We start from the raw sequence: 16,633 nt of genomic DNA, 5'->3' as shown, positions 1-16,633 counted from the left end.
GCTATTTACTCATTTTTAAGTGTTTTTTCTTCTTTTTTAAAGTATCGGAGAAAAAAGTCTGGCATACGAACCCTTGAGTTTTTGAAGCATTGGTCTGTTCTGATATTCCTCCAGCGTAATCTCCTTGCAGCTTTGCTGGTCATTAAGAAAATCCTGCTTTAACGAGCCCACTATTTCCTTGTCGTATATGAACCCGTTAATCTCGAAGTTTATCATGAAGCTCCTAAGGTCCATGTTGGCAGTTCCAACGGACGCTATGTCATCGTCCACTACCATGACCTTGGAATGGAGGAAGCCCCTCTTGTCATACAAAAACACCTTTCCGCCTGATTTGAGTATGGATTCGAAGTAGGACAGGGAAGCGTGGTAGACTATTTTATGGTCAGGCTTTCCTGGGAACATTATCCTGACGTCCACACCGCTCAGCGCGGCAGTCCTCAGGGCCACAAGCAGCGAATCGTCAGGTATGAAGTACGGCGTTTGTATGTATATCATCCTTTTGGCCTGCGAAATAGCAGTGAAATAAGCCTGGTGTATCGCCTCCCAGTCAGAATCAGGTCCGCTGGCTACTATCTGCATGACGTTATGTCCGCAGTAGGATATCGCCGGAAAATAGCATGTGCAAAAAAGCTTTTCCTTTGTGGAAAAATACCAGTCGAGAAGAAACGTGAGCTGAAGCATGTAGACAGCCTCTCCTTCTATCCTCATGTGGGTGTCTCTCCAGAAACCGAATTTTTCGTCCATGCCCAGATATTCATCGCCTATGTTTATGCCGCCTACATATCCTATCTTGCCGTCTATGACCGCAATCTTCCTGTGATTCCTGTAGTTGAGCCTCCTGTTGAGGAAGGGCAGCTTCACAGGCAAAAATGGCTCCACCTTTATTCCACATTCTCTCATTTCATTGAAAAATTCTCGTTTGAACCAGAGATTCCAGCAGCCGACATCATCGTACAGCACCCTCACCTGGACTCCTTCTTTGGCCTTCTCCATAAGCAGCTCCTTTACGGACCTGCCTATTTTGGAATCCTTTATTATGTAGTATTCCATATGTATGTGCCGCTTGGCATTTCTTATATCCTCAAACAGCTCCCTGAACTTTTCCTCTCCGCTGTTTAGTATTTTTACGCTGTTGTTTAGAGTGAACGGAGATCTGCCCGTGTTCAAGAGCAGGTTCATAATTCTTCTTTTTATGTTTATCTCAGGATCGTAGAAAACAAGGTCCTCCATTATTGCCTGCTTTTGTATGGAAATCAGATTTTCAAAATTTTGTATGCTTTCAAATATTTTGTTGGCATTGATTTCAGAAAAAAGCTTCTGCGTCTTGAAAATCTTCTTCTTTTTGATGTTTTGTCCAAACAGGATATATATGACGAATCCGACCACAGGAAACAAAAGCAGCACAAGCAGCCATGCTATAGTTCTCGAAGGATCCCTGTTTTCAAGAAATATCACTATGGACACAAATGCAGCAGACAGCACGAAAAAACCTATTATGTAATATGCTAAAACGCTCGTGGTCACCATCAAAGCTCCCCTACTTTCTGCCTACTCCATTTTCCCTGGCATAATAAAAAAGATACTGCTGCGCAAAACCAGCAAGCTCCCCGAATCTGTCCAGCGCAAATTCACGCATTTTATTGAGACTCATATCTTCCTGGCTATACAGACTGCTTATAACCCTTTTTACCCATACATCAACAGGGAACGCATCAAATTTTTGAAGCGCAAAGAGCATTATGCAATCAGCAACCTTCGGCCCCACTCCCGGAAGCCTCATAAGCTCTTTTCTGCACTCATGCGAATCAAGCTCATCGAGCCTTTCCAGGTCCACGTCCTTTCTAATTATCATGTTGCAGCTGTCCTTTATGTACTGCGCTCTGTATCCCGCCTTGCAGTTGTCCACGCAGGTTTCATGGAACCTTTGTATTGTCAGGGGGCTTGGGAAAGCATAGAATTTTCTGCCTTTGTATTCTACAGCCTCTTCATTTGCAAGATAAGAGAGAGTTTCTATTGTCTTTTTTATCTTGGGTATGGCGTTGTTTGCAGATATTATGAACGAAACTGTGGTTTCCCAAACATCCTGCTTTAGCAGCCTTATGCCATAGCCGAATTCAACCGACCGTTCAAGATGCTCATCCAACTTTCTAAGTCTGTCCTTTATGGCGGAATAGTCTCTCCCAATGTCGAAATAGTCCATCCAAATACCCTCAAAGTCAGCCCTGCTTGTATTGTCAAATATCACTATGTCGCCTTCCTTTTTTACATTTAACACTCGCGAGTGGGCTATTCCCGTGTAGGAGCCGTCCTCCTCCTTGTCCCAGCGGAAGCACTGGCCGCATTCGAATACGTGCTTTGGCTCAAAATCCTCTAAGCCGCTGACTATTACTCTGTTTTTTTCTTCATATATCTTCATATCAAGATATTCCTCCCAAGAGCGTAAAATCAAGCCCTCCGCAATTTGCAAAGGGCTTAGTTAAACATTAATTCATAAAATATTTTTTGTAAAGCTATATTTCGCCAACCTAAGTTGTTAAGCGGTTTCAATACTTGTGACGCTGTAGCCCCATTCCTCTACTGCAGCCTTGATAGCCTCGTCCGAAACCTCTCTCTCCATCTGAACAATAGCCCTTTTCTCCTCAAGGCTTACATCGACGGCTATCACTCCTTCAAGCTCTCCAATGGCACCCTTTACTCTGTTGACGCAATGGCTGCAGCTCATTCCTTCTATATATACAAGCTTTCTCATGAAAATTCCTCCTATCAAGTATATTGATATCTTGGCATTATAAAATATTATGTCTTTATAATACCCTTGCAACTGCATGTTATAGCTTCAATTTCCTAAGCCTTAAGGCATTTGTGACTACCGACACAGAGCTGAAAGCCATTGCCGCACCTGCCAGCATAGGGCTAAGGAGCGGCCCGCCCCATATGTGGAGCACCCCTGCTGCCACAGGGATTCCAAGAGTGTTGTATATGAACGCCCAGAACAGGTTCTGCTTTACATTGCTTATTGTCTTTCTGCTCAAGTTGATCGCCCTTGCAACGTCAGTTATGTCTCCCTTTATAAGCACTATGTCTGCAGACTCTATAGCCACATCAGTTCCAGAGCCTATGGCTATTCCAACATCCGCCGCCGCCAGAGCGGGAGCGTCGTTTATGCCGTCGCCAACCATAGCCACAGTCTTCCCCTCTTTTTTGAGCTCCTCTATGCGCTTTGCCTTGCCTTCAGGCAGCACTCCTGCAAACACCCTGTCTATTCCAGTCTTTTGTGCTATGGCATTTGCTGTAATTTCGTTGTCACCCGTTATCATTATTACTTCTATACCCATCTCCTTGAGTGTTTCAACAGCATTTGGACTTGTATCCTTTATGACGTCGGCTACTGCAGCCATGCCTATAACCTTATCGTCCAAAGCACCTATTATGATTGTCTTGCCCTGCGACGCCAGTAGCCTGGCATCGTCGCCATTTTCAAACGAAATGCCCATTTCAGACAAGAGCGCCTCGTTTCCGACTCCAACCCTTTTGCCGTCAAGCGTGTATTTTATACCCTTTCCCGGAACAGCCTCGAATTCAGAGACCTCCGGCACTTGAACTCGCAGCTCATTTGCTTGCTGCAGTATTGCCTCAGAGAGAGGATGCTCCGAGACCTTCTCCCCTGCCGCTACAATCCTTAAGAACTCAATTTCGCTAACGCCGTAGGTCAGTATGTCCGTCACCTTCGGCTTTCCGATTGTTATGGTTCCCGTCTTGTCAAATACAACAGCATCAATCTTGTGGGCACTCTCAAGTGCTTCGGCACTCTTTATAAGTATACCGTTTTCCGCGCCCTTGCCGGTGCCTACCATTATCGCTGTAGGTGTTGCCAGCCCAAGGGCGCACGGGCAAGCAATCACAAGCACCGATATGAATATTGTAAGCGAAAAAACGCTGTCCCTTTCTGCCAAATACCAGAGCACCGCCGAAACTGCAGCTATGACCATTACAGCAGGCACGAAATATCCAGCAACCACGTCAGCCAGCTTGGCAATCGGTGCCTTTGAGCCTTGGGCCTGCTGTACAAGCCTTATTATCTGCGAAAGCGCAGTATCCTTGCCTACCCTGGTAGCCCTGAATCTTATAGTTCCGTTTTTGTTTATTGTGCCTCCAGTTACGCTGCTGCCCGCTGCTTTCTCAACCGGTATGCTCTCACCTGTAATCATTGACTCGTCCACGGAAGTGTATCCTTCAACTACGGCTCCGTCCACCGGTATTCTCTCTCCCGGCTTTACAATCAATATATCGCCAGGTTCAACTTCCTCTATGGGTATTTCAATCTCGTCGCCATCAGCTGCCACAAGTGCCGTCTTTGGCTGCAGGCCCATAAGTTTCTTTATGGCTTCAGATGTCCTGCCTCGGGACTTTGTCTCTAGATATTTTCCAAGCATTACAAGCGCTATTATTATGCCCGCCGATTCGTAGTAGAGCCCATGCACGTAGTGCTCACCCATCATTATCATATACGTGGAGTAGATACTATATATTATGGCTGCACCCGTGCCTATGGCTACGAGCGAATCCATATTGGGACTTTTTTTGAATAGAGCCCTCATCCCCACCGTGTAAAACTTCTTTCCGGCTATTACTATTGGTATAAGCAGCGCAAGCTGTACTAGCGCAAAGCTTGCAGGATGACTTTCAGGATTTATTGCTCCAGGCAGCGGAAGTCCAAACATGTTTCCCATTGCAATGTATAAAAGCGGAAAAGCACAGCCTATGGCCACCCTCACCCGCTGCAGCATTTCACGCGTCTGCCTTTCCTTTTCATCTCTATCTGCATCAGACGTCTCAAGACTTATTTCAAGAGGCTCATAGCCGGCATTTTTTATAGCCGTCTTGATACTGGATATTCTGACCTTGTCCGCATCATACTTAACTTGTGCGGTTTCCGTCGCTAGATTCACGCTAACTTCCACCACTCCGTCGAGCTTCTGAATCGCTTTCTCCACTGCCCTGACACAAGACGCACACGTCATACCTCGTATCGGTATGGACACTTCTCTCATGTCTTGCTTCAGAGCGGCACTATAACCGCTACTTTCAACTACTCTCATTATATCTTCCACAGACACTCTGTTCTCATCGTAATCAATCGTCATACTCTCTGTCGAGATATTGACCGCAACACTAGTAACACCTTCTAATTTTTTCGTTGCCTTCTCAACTGCTCTAACACATGCAGCACAGGTCATGCCTGAAATTTTAAACTCTTTTTTAGCCAATAATTCCACCCCTCTCCGCATTCACGAAATACCCCCCAATGGTATTTTAGGCCTAAAAATAAAAAAAAGCAAGCTAATTTCTTGCTTTTTCAAGTGACTGAATAAGTTTTTGAGGATGCACAGGTTTGACTATAAAATCCAGAGCGCCTTTTTTTATGGCCTCAATTATCTTGGTGTGCTGTCCTATATCAGATATCATTATGATCTTGGCCGTTTCGTCAATCTTTAGTATCTCGACAAGAGCCTGTATGCCGTCCATTCTTGGCATATTGATATCCATCGTGACTATGTCAGGTCTTAGCTCCACATACTTCTCAACAGCCTCCTTGCCGTCACAGGCGTATCCAGCCACCTCGAATCCGGCCTTTAAAAGGTTTGCTGATATGAATTCCCTCATAAAAGCTGCGTCGTCTACTACAAGTATTTTCATCATGTCACTTCCCTCTAGCTTAAGTATGTTTATTTTGTACAGTCTGCTATTATATTCGGGCAAATAATTGAATTAAACATCAATAATATTTATACCTCAGCAGTCATATTCTAAACTTTTTTGCAGAAAAAAAGAGACTGCCTTATGAGCAGCCTCTCTGTAAACTTATATTCTAGCTATTAATATACACCTTGAGCCATCATTGCTTCTGCAACTTTAAGGAATCCAGCTATGTTTGCACCAGCAACCAGGTTGTATCCGAATCCATACTCTTCAGCAGCCTTCATAGCGTTGTTGTGTATGTCTATCATTATTTGATGTAGCTTAGCGTCAACTTCTTCAGCAGTCCAGTTGTATCTCATGCTGTTTTGTGACATTTCAAGAGCTGAAGTAGCAACTCCACCAGCGTTAGCAGCCTTAGCAGGTCCTACTATTACGCCGTTTGCAAGGAAGTATTCAACAGCTTCGTTTGTACAAGGCATGTTAGCAGCCTCTGCAACAAACTTAGTTCCGTTAGCAACTATCATCTTGGCATGCTCTATAGTTATGTCGTTTTGGATAGCACAAGGCATTATGATATCACCTTTAACTGACCATGGCTTCTCTCCAGCAACGAACTCGCAGCCGAACTTGTCAGCGTAGTCTTTAACTCTTGCACCTTTGTTTTCTTTAAGCATTTCAACAAGGTAGTTTATCTTCTCGTCAGTTACAACGCCTTCTGGATCGTATATGTATCCGTCTGGTCCTGAAAGTGTTATTACTTTTCCGCCAAGATCTCTAACCTTCTGGCAAGCTCCCCAAGCAACGTTTCCAAAGCCTGAAACTACAACAGTCTTGCCTTCGAAAGACGTTCCCTCATGCTTAAGCATTTCGTTACAGAAGTAAGTTACGCCAAATCCAGTAGCCTCTGGTCTTACTAAGCTTCCGCCGTAAGAAAGTCCTTTGCCTGTAAGAACTCCGTTCTCAAAAGCTCCTCTTATTCTTCTGTAATGACCATAAAGGTATCCTATTTCTCTCGCTCCAACACCGATGTCTCCAGCTGGAACGTCAACGTCTGGTCCTATATGTCTGTACAGCTCAGTCATGAAGCTTTCGCAGAATCTTCTTATTTCAGCGTCAGACTTTCCTCTTGCATCAAAGTCAGAACCACCTTTACCTCCACCTATTGGAAGACCAGTTAGAGAGTTCTTAAGTATCTGCTCGAATCCAAGGAACTTGATTATTCCTAGGTATACAGTTGGATGGAATCTAAGGCCGCCTTTGTAAGGTCCTATAGCTCCATTAAATTGTACTCTGAATCCACGGTTAACTTGAACTTTGCCTTGATCGTCAACCCATGGCACTTTGAACATTATTTGTCTTTCTGGCTCGCAGAATCTCTCAAGAAGATTAGCTGCTTCCCACTCAGGGTGCTTTTCAACTATTGGTCCCAGAGTAGCTAGTACCTCTTCAACAGCTTGAATGAACTCGGGCTCACTGGCATTTCTTTGTTTTACCTTTTCCAATACGCTTTCAACGTAGCTCATCTTTACATCTCCTCTTACTATTATTATATTATTATTTTTTGCATGTAGAACAATAGACAATCTCATTCCACATGGTTTCCAACAAAATCCAATAAAAGCACTAGAAAACATTTTCCTTGGTGTTGATTAAATTATAACATAGGGTGTTTTGTATGTAAACAACATAAATTTGATATTTTTGTGTCAAGTTAAAAAACCTTATAATTATGTATATTTTCGCATTTTAATTCTTGATTATGTTTCACACACTTTGCCATATGTTAAAATCCGCGATAATCCACGGGTGCGCTGTATAAATATTTATTTTTTGAATATTCTGAATAATCGCACCTGTTTCACCTAGCGGTGCCTTCTGGCATTTTTTGATATTTTTTGTCTATAAATAGACAATCCATGCATGCAGCAATACATGTATTTTGCTGTTATTTTTTTATCTAGTAATAGACCCTTATTATTCTGACATCTACAACCTTAACGTTAATTAGCGTCATTCCTTCAACAGAGCCTGCGATCTTCCTCTGCAATAGAACAGCTTCGACATGCATCCTGCATAGGCCTACACCTACCGTAACTTCAATCTCTATTCCATCCGGCGCCTTGTGTATTTTTATGTTGTAAACCTTCCGCACAAAATCCGATTTTTCAAGCTCATATTTGATCATTTGAATTATTGCCTTTTCGGATATAAAATATTTTCCGAGATAACTGAAGGTTGGCCTTATTAACGTCTTTTCAAATTCCTTCACTTCATCTGTGTCCTTTGTTTTAAAAAAAAGCTTCACCGGATTTTTTATGATTCCCGAAAAATGGCTCTTCAACTCGAAAGTTGGAAGCGGGACGGTGTGTATACCTTGCAACGCTCTTGTGGTCTTTGCCTGGTATATCTCCTGCTCGGAGGCCACGTCGTATATTGATATCTTTTCATATTCAAATCCAAGTCCGAGCCTCTCCATTATCTTGCTTATCATGTTTTCTGAGGTTCCTATTATAAGAAGCTTATTTGGTTTTTGCCTTTCGAGCTCATGCATTACTTCGCTCTTTTGTTCCTCGTATTCAAATATCGCTCTTTTTACAGCCTCCATGCTTGTTCTTGACCTCTTGGCAGAGATACCCGCAAGTATCTTTGACTTATGTATGAGTATCCCGTCGTCTATTATGTAGTCTATCCCTTTTTCGTAGGCAACCATGAGCGCCCTGTAGCTCTTGCCCGTTCCGCTCGGCCCTATTAATGCATATATTTTCATAAAATTTCCCTGTCTTTATTAGTCTATAAAGCTTAATATCTCCTTCATGAACGCCGGAAGATCATGAGGATTTCTAGATGTTATTATATTACCATCCCTTACGGCTGCCCTGTCGACCCAATGCGCACCCGCATTGACTAGATCATCCTTTATTGCCTGCGTGGCTGTCATCGTATGGCCTTTTACAATGTTTGAAGATATAAGAACCCACGGCCCGTGGCATATTGAAGCCACAAGCTTTCCCTGCTCGTGTATTCCTCTGACGAAGTTGCATATCTTGTCGCTGCGCCTTAGCCTGTCGGGAGCCCATCCGCCCGGTATTATTACACCGTCATAATCCTGTGGCGCTATATTTTCTATATCCACATCTTTTTTTATGCTTAGCCCCTTCTTGCCTTTGTAATAATCCTTGCCTCTGGAACCGATTATTTCAGCCTTGCAGCCAGCCTCTATGAGTCTGAAATACGGATAATACAGCTCGAGATCTTCAAAGTCATCCTCCGCAAGTATTCCAATCCTCTTTTCATGCATCTTTATAAACCTCCAAATCCCAAATTCAATTCTTGCCAAACAGTATTTCATATACCCATAAATTCTTTAATTAACACATTCTTTGATTCATTCTTCCTAAAACAATAGGGTATATGCAGTAAATATGTCCAGATTTTGTTCAAAAAAGCAAAAAATCTGTCGTAGCGACAGATTTTTATTATTCCTCCGGCAATTCATGTCCGAGTTTTTTTTCATTCAGAAGGTATGAAAGCGTAAAAAGGCTCTCAGTAAGATGAACATTTTCAACTATTATGTCATCTGGAAGGTCAAGGTCAACCGGCGCAAAGTTCCATATCCCAGTTATCCCTGCTTCTGCTAGTTCATTTGCTATGCTTTGAACTTTATCCTTTGGTATGCAAATAACTGCGATTTTTATGTTGTTTGCTATCACGTACTCTTTGATATCCTCTATGTCGAATATCTCAAGCTCTCTTATCTTAAGTCCTATAAGCCTTGGATTGATGTCGAAAAGAGCTTTTATCCTGAATCCCGATGATCTGAAACCCGCATAGTTAGCTATGGCCTGTCCGAGGTTTCCGGCACCAATAATTATTGTGTTGTACTCTTCTTCAAGTCCAAGTATTGTGCTTATCTCCTTGTAGAGCTCTTCTACGTTGTAACCGTACCCTTGCTGCCCGAAACCACCAAAATTATTAAGGTCCTGTCTTATCTGCGAAGCAGTGAATCCTATGATCTTGCTAAGCTCTTTAGACGAAATTCTATTTACATCTTTCTCTAAAAGGTCCCTAAGATATCTATGGTACTTCGGTAGTCTTCTGATAACGGCCATTGAAATTTTTCTAGACATGAATTTCACCTACTCCGTTTTGAATTTTAAACTTTGTTATGATTGTAACAAACAATTTGTGAATTGTCAATCGCATTTGTGATTTATTCACTTTATTGTGAGTATTTATAAATCTGATTTTTTTTATGAATTTTTGTTTTTCAACAATCACACATGGCTTTTGTGCCTCTTTTTGTGTCTTAAGCACACCTGCAAATGAAATTATATCATACTTTGTTTTATTTTTAAAACAATTTTTGATAAAAATTTATGTTTCGCTTTTATATAAAAACAATATGACATTGAATTTTTCGATTAATTCATGCCATATTATGGCAAATGCGATTCATTTAGATAGATGTCCAAGGAAGTCTCCGATTTTGATATTACCGCATCTTGAATATGTCTGCCATTAACCTTATAATTATCTTTTGGGGAGTGATTTTATGATAGTGTTATCTTGCAAAAATATAAGCAAAAGCTTCGGCATAGATGTTATACTCAAGGATATTTCGTTTTCCATCAACGATGGCGAGCGCATAGGGCTTGTCGGGATAAATGGTTCCGGCAAATCGACTCTATTTAGGATACTCTCGGGAATTTATGAGCCCGACAGCGGTGAAATATTCGCATCAAAGCAAAACAGCATTGGATATCTAGAGCAGACAGCCGAGTTCGATTCCGAAAGCACGGTATACGAAGAAACACTCAGCGTGTTTTCAGCCCTCATGGCCGAGGAGGCTTCGCTCCGGGAGCTTGAACATGAAATATCGGCAGAGGGTAAAAACGGACATACAAGCAGGCTCGACATGCTTATGAAGGACTACTCCGCAAGGCTCGATGAATTCAACAAGAAAAACGGCTACAGCTACAAATCCGAGGTAAAGGGCATACTAAAGGGTCTTGGCTTTAGCGATGACGAATTTGACAAGCCTGTAAGCATACTCTCCGGAGGCGAAAAGACAAGAGTTCTTCTGGCAAAGCTTCTGCTTAAAAAGCCCGAAATACTGCTTCTGGACGAGCCCACAAACCACCTCGACATAAACGCCGTAGAGTGGCTTGAGACATTCATAAAGCAGTATTTTGGCACCGTAATTATAATATCCCACGACAGATATTTCCTGGACCAGACTGTAAGCGGTATATTCGAGCTTTCCGGCACCATGCTCAAAAAATACAGCGGCAACTATTCCTATTATGTAGGCAAAAAAGCTCAGGAGGGCGAGCTTGAAATAAAGCAGTACGAGGAAGCCCAATCTGAAATAAGGCGGCAAAAGGAAATAGCCCAGAGGCTCAAGGGCTACGGAAATGAAAAATTCGTCAAAAGGGCCAGAAGCCGTGAAAAGGTGATAGAAAAGCTCGAGGAACCTGAAAAGCCTCTCATATACAGCAAAAAAGCGAAAATGCACTTTGAGGCAGCCGCCCAAAGCGGCAGAGACGTTCTCCATGCAAGGGAGCTGTCAATGGCGTACGGAAGCAATCTTCTGTTTGATAAGCTCAGCTTCGATATTTACAGGGGCGAACGTGTGGCCCTTATCGGCCCTAACGGCAAGGGCAAGTCCACGCTTTTCAAAATACTCTGCGGCAAGGAGAATGCCCTTTCAGGTGAATTTTCACTTGGCACCAATGTAAGCCTTGGCTACTACGACCAGCAGCAGGAGAATATAGACAGCAGCAAGTCTGTAATAGACGAGATATGGGATTCGAACGAAGGCCTGACCCAGACACAGGTGCGAACATATCTTGGCGCATTCCTCTTTGAAGGTGACGACGTGTTCAAACCCATATCATCCCTGAGCGGAGGGGAAAAGGCCAGAGTATCTCTGCTCAAGCTCATGCTCTCGAAATCCAATTTCCTGCTCCTTGACGAGCCTACGAACCACCTGGACATCGACTCCAAGGAGGTACTAGAGGATGCACTGCTAGGCTATGACGGCACAATATTTGCAATATCACATGACCGGTATTTCCTAAACAAGATAGCCGACAGGATAATAGTCCTCGAGGAGGGCGGTTACAGTGAGTACCTTGGCAACTACGACTACTATAATGAAAAGAAACGAATGCTTGAGGAGATGAACGTCGCTGAGGAGTCCCCTGAAAAGACTAAGACTCAGCTGCGCGATGAGAAAAAAAAGCAAAAAGAAAAACAGGTTGAGGCTAAGCGCGTTGAAAAGGAGCGAGCGGCACTCGAAGAGGAGATAATGGACATCGAAGAGAGCATAGGCGAGCTGGATGTACTTATGTGTAGCGAGGAAATCTATTCCAATCCCGAAAAGTCAAAAGAAATTCATTTGAGCAAATCAAGTCTTGAAAGCAGACTAGCGTCCCTCTACGAGCGCTGGGAGGAGCTTTCCGAATAAAAAAAACAGGCTATGCCTGTTTTTTTTATTCCCGTTCTCCTATTCTGAGGCCAGGCACTGCATTAAGATCAAGGGACGAAACCCTTCCGCCGATGTAATCGTAATATGCCGCGCAGCCTATCATTGCGGCGTTGTCAGTGCAAAGCTCTATAGGAGGGTATTTGACCTGTATTCCGTGCGCTTTTGCATCGCCCTCAAGCCTCTCCCTGAGCCTAGAGTTGGCTGCAACACCGCCTGCTATTGCAAGTGTCTTGTAGCCTTTTTCAATGCACGCCCTTATGCTTCTTTCCGCCAGCACATCGATGATAGCCTCCTGGTATGAGGCTGAAACATCCTCTATAGATATCTCCTCTTTTTTCATCTTCTTGCTGTTCAGGTAGTTGAGCGCAGCTGACTTTAAGCCGCTGAAGCTGAAATCATAGCTGCCCTTTTCGAGGTAAGCTCTTGGAAAATCAATGGCTTCCTTGTCACCGAGTTTTGCTGCCCTGTCTATCTTTGAGCCGCCAGGATATCCCAGACCTATGGCCCTTGCCAGCTTGTCGAAAGCCTCTCCGGCTGCATCATCCCTTGTCATGCCCAGTACATTGTAATCCCCATAGCCTCTGACCTCAACCATATGAGTGTGACCTCCCGAAACCACAAGACATGCAAATGGCGGTTCCAGCTCCTTATGTGCTATGAAGTTGGCGCATATGTGGCCCTCTATGTGGTTTACACCCACAAGCGGCACTCCAAGCGCAAACGATATGGCCTTTGCAGTAGAAAGGCCTACGAGCAAAGCGCCCACAAGGCCCGCTCCGTATGTCACTCCAACAATGTCTATATCGCTGAATTTGACTCCTGCCTCGTCGAGCGACTCCTGCACTACGCCCTGTATGTTTTCTATATGTCTTCTGGATGCCACCTCGGGCACCACTCCGCCAAACTTCCTGTGTTCATCCATCTGGGTTGATATTATGTTAGACAAAACTTGCCTTCCGTCCCTTACAACAGCCACTGAAGTTTCATCGCAGCTGCTCTCTATGGCAAGCGTTATTACACTTTTCATCTTTTCTTATAGCTCCTTCCACATTATAAGCGCATCCTCATTGCTGTCGGTGTAGTAGCCAGGTCTTACCCCCGCAGACTTAAATCCGAGCGATTCATAAAGGCCAATGGCCTTGTCGTTAGACGCTCTGACCTCGAGAGTCATGGCCTCGATTTCTCGCTTTATCGACTCCTCTATGAGCCCCATGACAATCGCCCGGCCCAGACCCCTGCTTCTGAAATCCGGGTGGACCGCGATGTTTGTTATGTGCCCTTCACCTGCTATAAACCATATTCCACCGTAGCCGGCTATTACATCGCCGCTTTGAGCTATCAGGTAAAAGGCAAGCTGGTTTCCCATTTCCTTTTCAAAGGAGTCCCTGCTCCACGGAGTCTTGAAACACAGCTTTTCCACCTCAAATACTCCATCTATGTCCTCAGCTGTCATTTCCCTTATTTCATATATGCTACTCATTGCTGCCTGCCTTTTTCATTTTTTCCTCGTACTGCACCTCAGCCTGGGATTTCCTTATATAAACCGGCCTAAGCTCAAATCCATTGCTGAGCTCTCCGCAGCTGTACTTTTTAGCCGCAAGCTCGCACACGCTTGAGGCTCTTGCAAGGCGCTGGCTGCAAGGCGGGATTACAGCGTTGCTGAGCTTTGATATCTCATCCTTGTAAAGCTCAGAAGCTTCCCCGAGCACCATCACTCGCTCGCCCAGGCCTTCAATCTGACTTAGCACTTCCTCCATTGTTTTGACTCCTATGCCCTCGAGCTCAACTACCTGGCCATCACACCTATAGAGTGCGGAGTATACCTGGCCTCTTTGAGCGTCCATTATGGGCATCACATAGCTGTATGAGCTGACCGAGTTGAATGCGAGAACCTCAAGGCTGTTTACGGCAACGATAGGCACGTTCAGCACATGAGACAAGGCCTTTGCAGTCGCTACTCCTATTCTTATTCCGGTAAATGAGCCGGGGCCGTTGCATACTGCTATAAGGTCAATGTCACTAGTTTTAATTTCACACGCTTTTAGCATTTCATCGAGCATAGGCATGAGGTTTGTTGAATGGCTCTTTTTGTGGTTTAAAGTGTATTCAGCTATAAGCTTGCTCTCGTTCATCAGCGCCACAGTGGCCACCGCTGAAGATGTGTCTATGCCTATGATGTTCATTCCTTAAACAGCTCCTCGACTAATTTCTCGTACTTTTCTCCCTCCGGCCTCATCAAGAGTTCTCTCTTGAAGGTTGAGCCTTCAGAATACTTTATTTCTATCCAAAGCTTCTCGATTCCCTGGAGCAGATCCTCTATCATCTCTGCCCACTCTATTATACATACGGCATCCGAACTTATATATTCGTCAAAACCTATATCATACATCTCGTCCGAGGATGAAATTCTGTATACGTCAAAGTGGTAAAGCTTCAGCCTTCCATTATACTCATTGACTATTGTGAACGTCGGGCTTGTTATGTTCTCACTGACTCCCAGGCCCTTTGAAAATCCCTGCACAAATGTCGTCTTGCCAGCTCCTAGATCTCCCGACAGACACACGATTGCAGGAAAGTCTATGATCGAACCGAGCCTGAAGCCCAGTTCCGTGGTTTCCCGTTCGTTTTTCATAAGGATTTTTTTCATATCAATTCTCCTCAAGGTGATTCTCCAAGTTTTATCAATGTTAGGGCGAGAATACCCTCATCCTCTTAGGTGGGGAATGAATCGCCTAATGTTTTTAAGTTGTGTTTTTGTGTCTGCTCCAGGGTATACATATGATAGTAATAGCAGCAATCAGCCCTATATGTCACACAAGGAGGTGAAAAGCAATGCTAGTTAACAAAGCATACAAGCTCCGCATATATCCGAATAGCAAGCAAAGAAAGCTGATAGCCAAAACAATAGGCTGTAGCCGCTTTGTGTTCAACCACTTCCTGAATGCTTGGAACAGTGAATACAAACAAACAGGCAGGGGCTTGACATATAATTCTTGCTCGGCGCAAATGACCCAACTCAAGAAAGAACTTGTGTGGCTCAAGGAAGTAGACAGCATAGCACTGCAATCTTCCCTGAAGAATCTTGGCGATGCTTTCGACCGTTTCTTCAAGAAGCAGAATGACGCTCCACGCTTCAAATCCAAAAGAAACAAGGTGCAGTCGTATACTACAAAATTCACCAATGTCAATATAGCTATAGCAGACAACAAAATCAAACTGCCTAAGCTTGGTATAATCAAATTTGCCAAGTCTAAAGAAATAACTGGCAGGATTCTAAGTGCCACTATAAGGCGTAACCCATCCGGCAAATACTTCGTGTCTCTGCTAGTTGAAGCAAAGGTCCAAGAGCTGCCCAAGTCGAATTCCTCATGCGGAATAGATGTAGGGCTGAAAGACTTCGCCATACTTTCAGATGGCACAACATACGAGAATCCCAAGTTTTTCAGAACGCTTGAAGCAAAGCTTGCAAGAGAACAGCGCATACTGTCAAGGCGTGTCAAGTTCTCAAACAACTGGCACAAGCAAAGAGTCAAGGTTACCAGAATACATGAGCATATAGCTAGTGCAAGAGCAGATTACCTGCACAAAATCTCTACCGAGATAGTCAAAAACTCCGTCCACCTCTAAGCTTTATCATAGGTGGCGGTAGTTCAATCTATGACTTAAGTCTTATGTCCAATTGTAGTCCAACTTTCATTATAGCAAAAAAAGCCCAGTCTAAACATAAAAAAATAGGCATATGCCTACTTTTTATATACGTGAATAAATATATTATGTCTGCTCTCGGCTACTTTTTGATTCCTTTCATTTACTGCCCTTTCAGAATATGTGATACCCTCTTGTACATCACAAGCGTCGCTGCAGAAAGCAATACGCCCTTTATTATGTTGAAAGGCACTATTGAATAGTAAACAAATGTCTTAAGGTCTGTTATGGCGCTGTTAAACTGGGCTCCCATGGCAACCACGGCTTCTATTGGCATGAATGTCGAGTAGAAAGGCAGGAGTATAAAGTAGTTTGCAAGTCCGCCCACAATACCCATGGCAAAAGTTCCAGCAATGCACCCAATCACTGCCATTCTTTTGCTTTTGGACGAGTAGTATATGCCAGATGATACGAACACGAAAGCTCCGCCCACAAGGAAGTTGGCAAATTCGCCTATACCGCCGGTCTGGCTCTTTATTGCAAAGTGAAGCAGATTTTTTACAAGCTCAATCATAAGCCCCGCCACGGGGCCGAGCGCAAAGCCTCCTATAACAGCCGGCAAATCCGATATGTCGATTTTCAGAAATTCAGGAAAGAACATTATCGGAAATTCTATGAACATTATCAAAAAAGACATTACTCCTAGCATTGAGATTTTAACCAGGTTCGATGTTGTAAACAGTCTGCCTGGATTTAGTTTTGCCGCTCTATCCATTTAAATCCCCCCATAGTTTAAAA

16 protein-coding genes are annotated in these 16,633 nt (G+C 43.8%); 2 read left to right on the top strand and 14 right to left on the bottom strand.

The features are described from left to right. Nucleotides 1-36: 36 nt before the first annotated feature. From cls to GT589_RS03515, 9 genes are all read right to left on the bottom strand, one after another. On the bottom strand, nucleotides 37-1,527 hold the full coding sequence (gene cls / locus GT589_RS03555) for a cardiolipin synthase (RefSeq protein WP_293396126.1): 1,491 nt from the start codon (nucleotides 1,525-1,527) through the stop codon (nucleotides 37-39). Nucleotides 1,528-1,537: 10 nt separating this feature from the next. Further along, the gene (locus tag GT589_RS03550; RefSeq protein ID WP_293396123.1) at nucleotides 1,538-2,416 is read right to left on the bottom strand and encodes a DNA-3-methyladenine glycosylase family protein; all 879 of its coding nucleotides are present in this window, start codon (nucleotides 2,414-2,416) and stop codon (nucleotides 1,538-1,540) included. A gap of 117 nt (nucleotides 2,417-2,533) precedes the next feature. Next, nucleotides 2,534-2,749 (bottom strand): heavy-metal-associated domain-containing protein, encoded by a 216-nt coding sequence (locus GT589_RS03545; RefSeq protein WP_293396120.1) that lies wholly within the window; start codon nucleotides 2,747-2,749, stop codon nucleotides 2,534-2,536. 79 nt (nucleotides 2,750-2,828) lie between these two features. Then, nucleotides 2,829-5,276, bottom strand: a complete 2,448-nt coding sequence (locus tag GT589_RS03540) for a heavy metal translocating P-type ATPase (RefSeq protein ID WP_442952075.1) — start codon at nucleotides 5,274-5,276, stop codon at nucleotides 2,829-2,831. A gap of 64 nt (nucleotides 5,277-5,340) precedes the next feature. Continuing rightward, a complete protein-coding gene (locus GT589_RS03535) occupies nucleotides 5,341-5,700 on the bottom strand; it encodes a response regulator (RefSeq protein ID WP_293396115.1) in 360 nt (119 codons plus the stop codon). Between the two features lie 176 nt (nucleotides 5,701-5,876). Beyond that, a complete protein-coding gene (gene gdhA, locus GT589_RS03530; RefSeq protein WP_293396113.1) occupies nucleotides 5,877-7,223 on the bottom strand; it encodes an NADP-specific glutamate dehydrogenase in 1,347 nt (448 codons plus the stop codon). 434 nt (nucleotides 7,224-7,657) lie between these two features. Beyond that, complete coding sequence (locus tag GT589_RS03525; RefSeq protein ID WP_293396111.1) at nucleotides 7,658-8,467, bottom strand: ATP-binding protein; 810 nt, start codon at nucleotides 8,465-8,467, stop codon at nucleotides 7,658-7,660. Between the two features lie 18 nt (nucleotides 8,468-8,485). Then, complete coding sequence (locus GT589_RS03520) at nucleotides 8,486-8,998, bottom strand: type 1 glutamine amidotransferase domain-containing protein (protein ID WP_293396108.1); 513 nt, start codon at nucleotides 8,996-8,998, stop codon at nucleotides 8,486-8,488. Between the two features lie 178 nt (nucleotides 8,999-9,176). After that, on the bottom strand, nucleotides 9,177-9,827 hold the full coding sequence (locus tag GT589_RS03515; RefSeq protein ID WP_293396105.1) for a redox-sensing transcriptional repressor Rex: 651 nt from the start codon (nucleotides 9,825-9,827) through the stop codon (nucleotides 9,177-9,179). Nucleotides 9,828-10,252: 425 nt separating this feature from the next. Here GT589_RS03515 and GT589_RS03510 point away from each other — a divergent pair, with 425 nt between their 5' ends. Beyond that, entirely contained in the window at nucleotides 10,253-12,169 is a 1,917-nt protein-coding gene (locus GT589_RS03510) for an ABC-F family ATP-binding cassette domain-containing protein (protein WP_293396102.1), read from the top strand. Between the two features lie 25 nt (nucleotides 12,170-12,194). Here the strand turns inward: GT589_RS03510 and tsaD are convergent, their stop codons facing one another. From tsaD to tsaE, 4 genes are read right to left on the bottom strand one after another with little or no spacing between them, the layout of a single operon-like run. Next, complete coding sequence (gene tsaD / locus GT589_RS03505; RefSeq protein ID WP_293396099.1) at nucleotides 12,195-13,217, bottom strand: tRNA (adenosine(37)-N6)-threonylcarbamoyltransferase complex transferase subunit TsaD; 1,023 nt, start codon at nucleotides 13,215-13,217, stop codon at nucleotides 12,195-12,197. A 6-nt stretch (nucleotides 13,218-13,223) separates the two neighbouring features. Next, the gene (rimI, locus tag GT589_RS03500; RefSeq protein WP_293396096.1) at nucleotides 13,224-13,670 is read right to left on the bottom strand and encodes a ribosomal protein S18-alanine N-acetyltransferase; all 447 of its coding nucleotides are present in this window, start codon (nucleotides 13,668-13,670) and stop codon (nucleotides 13,224-13,226) included. Beyond that, a complete protein-coding gene (gene tsaB / locus GT589_RS03495; protein WP_293396093.1) occupies nucleotides 13,663-14,373 on the bottom strand; it encodes a tRNA (adenosine(37)-N6)-threonylcarbamoyltransferase complex dimerization subunit type 1 TsaB in 711 nt (236 codons plus the stop codon). The genes rimI and tsaB overlap by 8 nt, the downstream gene beginning before the upstream one ends. Further along, on the bottom strand, nucleotides 14,370-14,837 hold the full coding sequence (gene tsaE, locus GT589_RS03490; protein WP_293396090.1) for a tRNA (adenosine(37)-N6)-threonylcarbamoyltransferase complex ATPase subunit type 1 TsaE: 468 nt from the start codon (nucleotides 14,835-14,837) through the stop codon (nucleotides 14,370-14,372). The genes tsaB and tsaE overlap by 4 nt, the downstream gene beginning before the upstream one ends. Before the next feature lie 185 nt (nucleotides 14,838-15,022). Between tsaE and GT589_RS03485 the strand changes: the two genes are divergently transcribed. Continuing rightward, nucleotides 15,023-15,817: an RNA-guided endonuclease TnpB family protein gene (locus tag GT589_RS03485; RefSeq protein ID WP_293396087.1), complete on the top strand. Its 795-nt coding sequence runs from the start codon at nucleotides 15,023-15,025 to the stop codon at nucleotides 15,815-15,817. 181 nt (nucleotides 15,818-15,998) lie between these two features. On the opposite strand, the gene GT589_RS03480 is transcribed toward GT589_RS03485, so the two are convergent. Next, nucleotides 15,999-16,610: an ECF transporter S component gene (locus GT589_RS03480; RefSeq protein ID WP_293396085.1), complete on the bottom strand. Its 612-nt coding sequence runs from the start codon at nucleotides 16,608-16,610 to the stop codon at nucleotides 15,999-16,001. Nucleotides 16,611-16,633 lie beyond the last annotated feature (23 nt).

The sequence above is a fragment of the Peptoclostridium sp. genome (assembly GCF_009881055.1).
GTDB lineage: Bacteria > Bacillota > Clostridia > Peptostreptococcales > Peptostreptococcaceae > Peptoclostridium_A.
This window is presented reverse-complemented; position numbering and strand designations above follow the sequence as displayed.

Excerpts from the sequence above, each read along its gene's own strand:
- cls (WP_293396126.1), bottom strand. The coding sequence starts at position 1,527 with ATGGTGACCACGAGCGTTTTAGCATATTACATAATAGGTTTTTTCGTG.
- GT589_RS03550 (WP_293396123.1), bottom strand. The coding sequence starts at position 2,416 with ATGAAGATATATGAAGAAAAAAACAGAGTAATAGTCAGCGGCTTAGAG.
- GT589_RS03545 (WP_293396120.1), bottom strand. The coding sequence starts at position 2,749 with ATGAGAAAGCTTGTATATATAGAAGGAATGAGCTGCAGCCATTGCGTC.
- GT589_RS03535 (WP_293396115.1), bottom strand. The coding sequence starts at position 5,700 with ATGATGAAAATACTTGTAGTAGACGACGCAGCTTTTATGAGGGAATTC.
- gdhA (WP_293396113.1), bottom strand. The coding sequence starts at position 7,223 with ATGAGCTACGTTGAAAGCGTATTGGAAAAGGTAAAACAAAGAAATGCC.
- GT589_RS03525 (WP_293396111.1), bottom strand. The coding sequence starts at position 8,467 with ATGAAAATATATGCATTAATAGGGCCGAGCGGAACGGGCAAGAGCTAC.
- GT589_RS03520 (WP_293396108.1), bottom strand. The coding sequence starts at position 8,998 with ATGCATGAAAAGAGGATTGGAATACTTGCGGAGGATGACTTTGAAGAT.
- GT589_RS03515 (WP_293396105.1), bottom strand. The coding sequence starts at position 9,827 with ATGTCTAGAAAAATTTCAATGGCCGTTATCAGAAGACTACCGAAGTAC.
- GT589_RS03510 (WP_293396102.1), top strand. The coding sequence starts at position 10,253 with ATGATAGTGTTATCTTGCAAAAATATAAGCAAAAGCTTCGGCATAGAT.
- tsaD (WP_293396099.1), bottom strand. The coding sequence starts at position 13,217 with ATGAAAAGTGTAATAACGCTTGCCATAGAGAGCAGCTGCGATGAAACT.
- rimI (WP_293396096.1), bottom strand. The coding sequence starts at position 13,670 with ATGAGTAGCATATATGAAATAAGGGAAATGACAGCTGAGGACATAGAT.
- tsaB (WP_293396093.1), bottom strand. The coding sequence starts at position 14,373 with ATGAACATCATAGGCATAGACACATCTTCAGCGGTGGCCACTGTGGCG.
- tsaE (WP_293396090.1), bottom strand. The coding sequence starts at position 14,837 with ATGAAAAAAATCCTTATGAAAAACGAACGGGAAACCACGGAACTGGGC.
- GT589_RS03485 (WP_293396087.1), top strand. The coding sequence starts at position 15,023 with ATGCTAGTTAACAAAGCATACAAGCTCCGCATATATCCGAATAGCAAG.
- GT589_RS03480 (WP_293396085.1), bottom strand. The coding sequence starts at position 16,610 with ATGGATAGAGCGGCAAAACTAAATCCAGGCAGACTGTTTACAACATCG.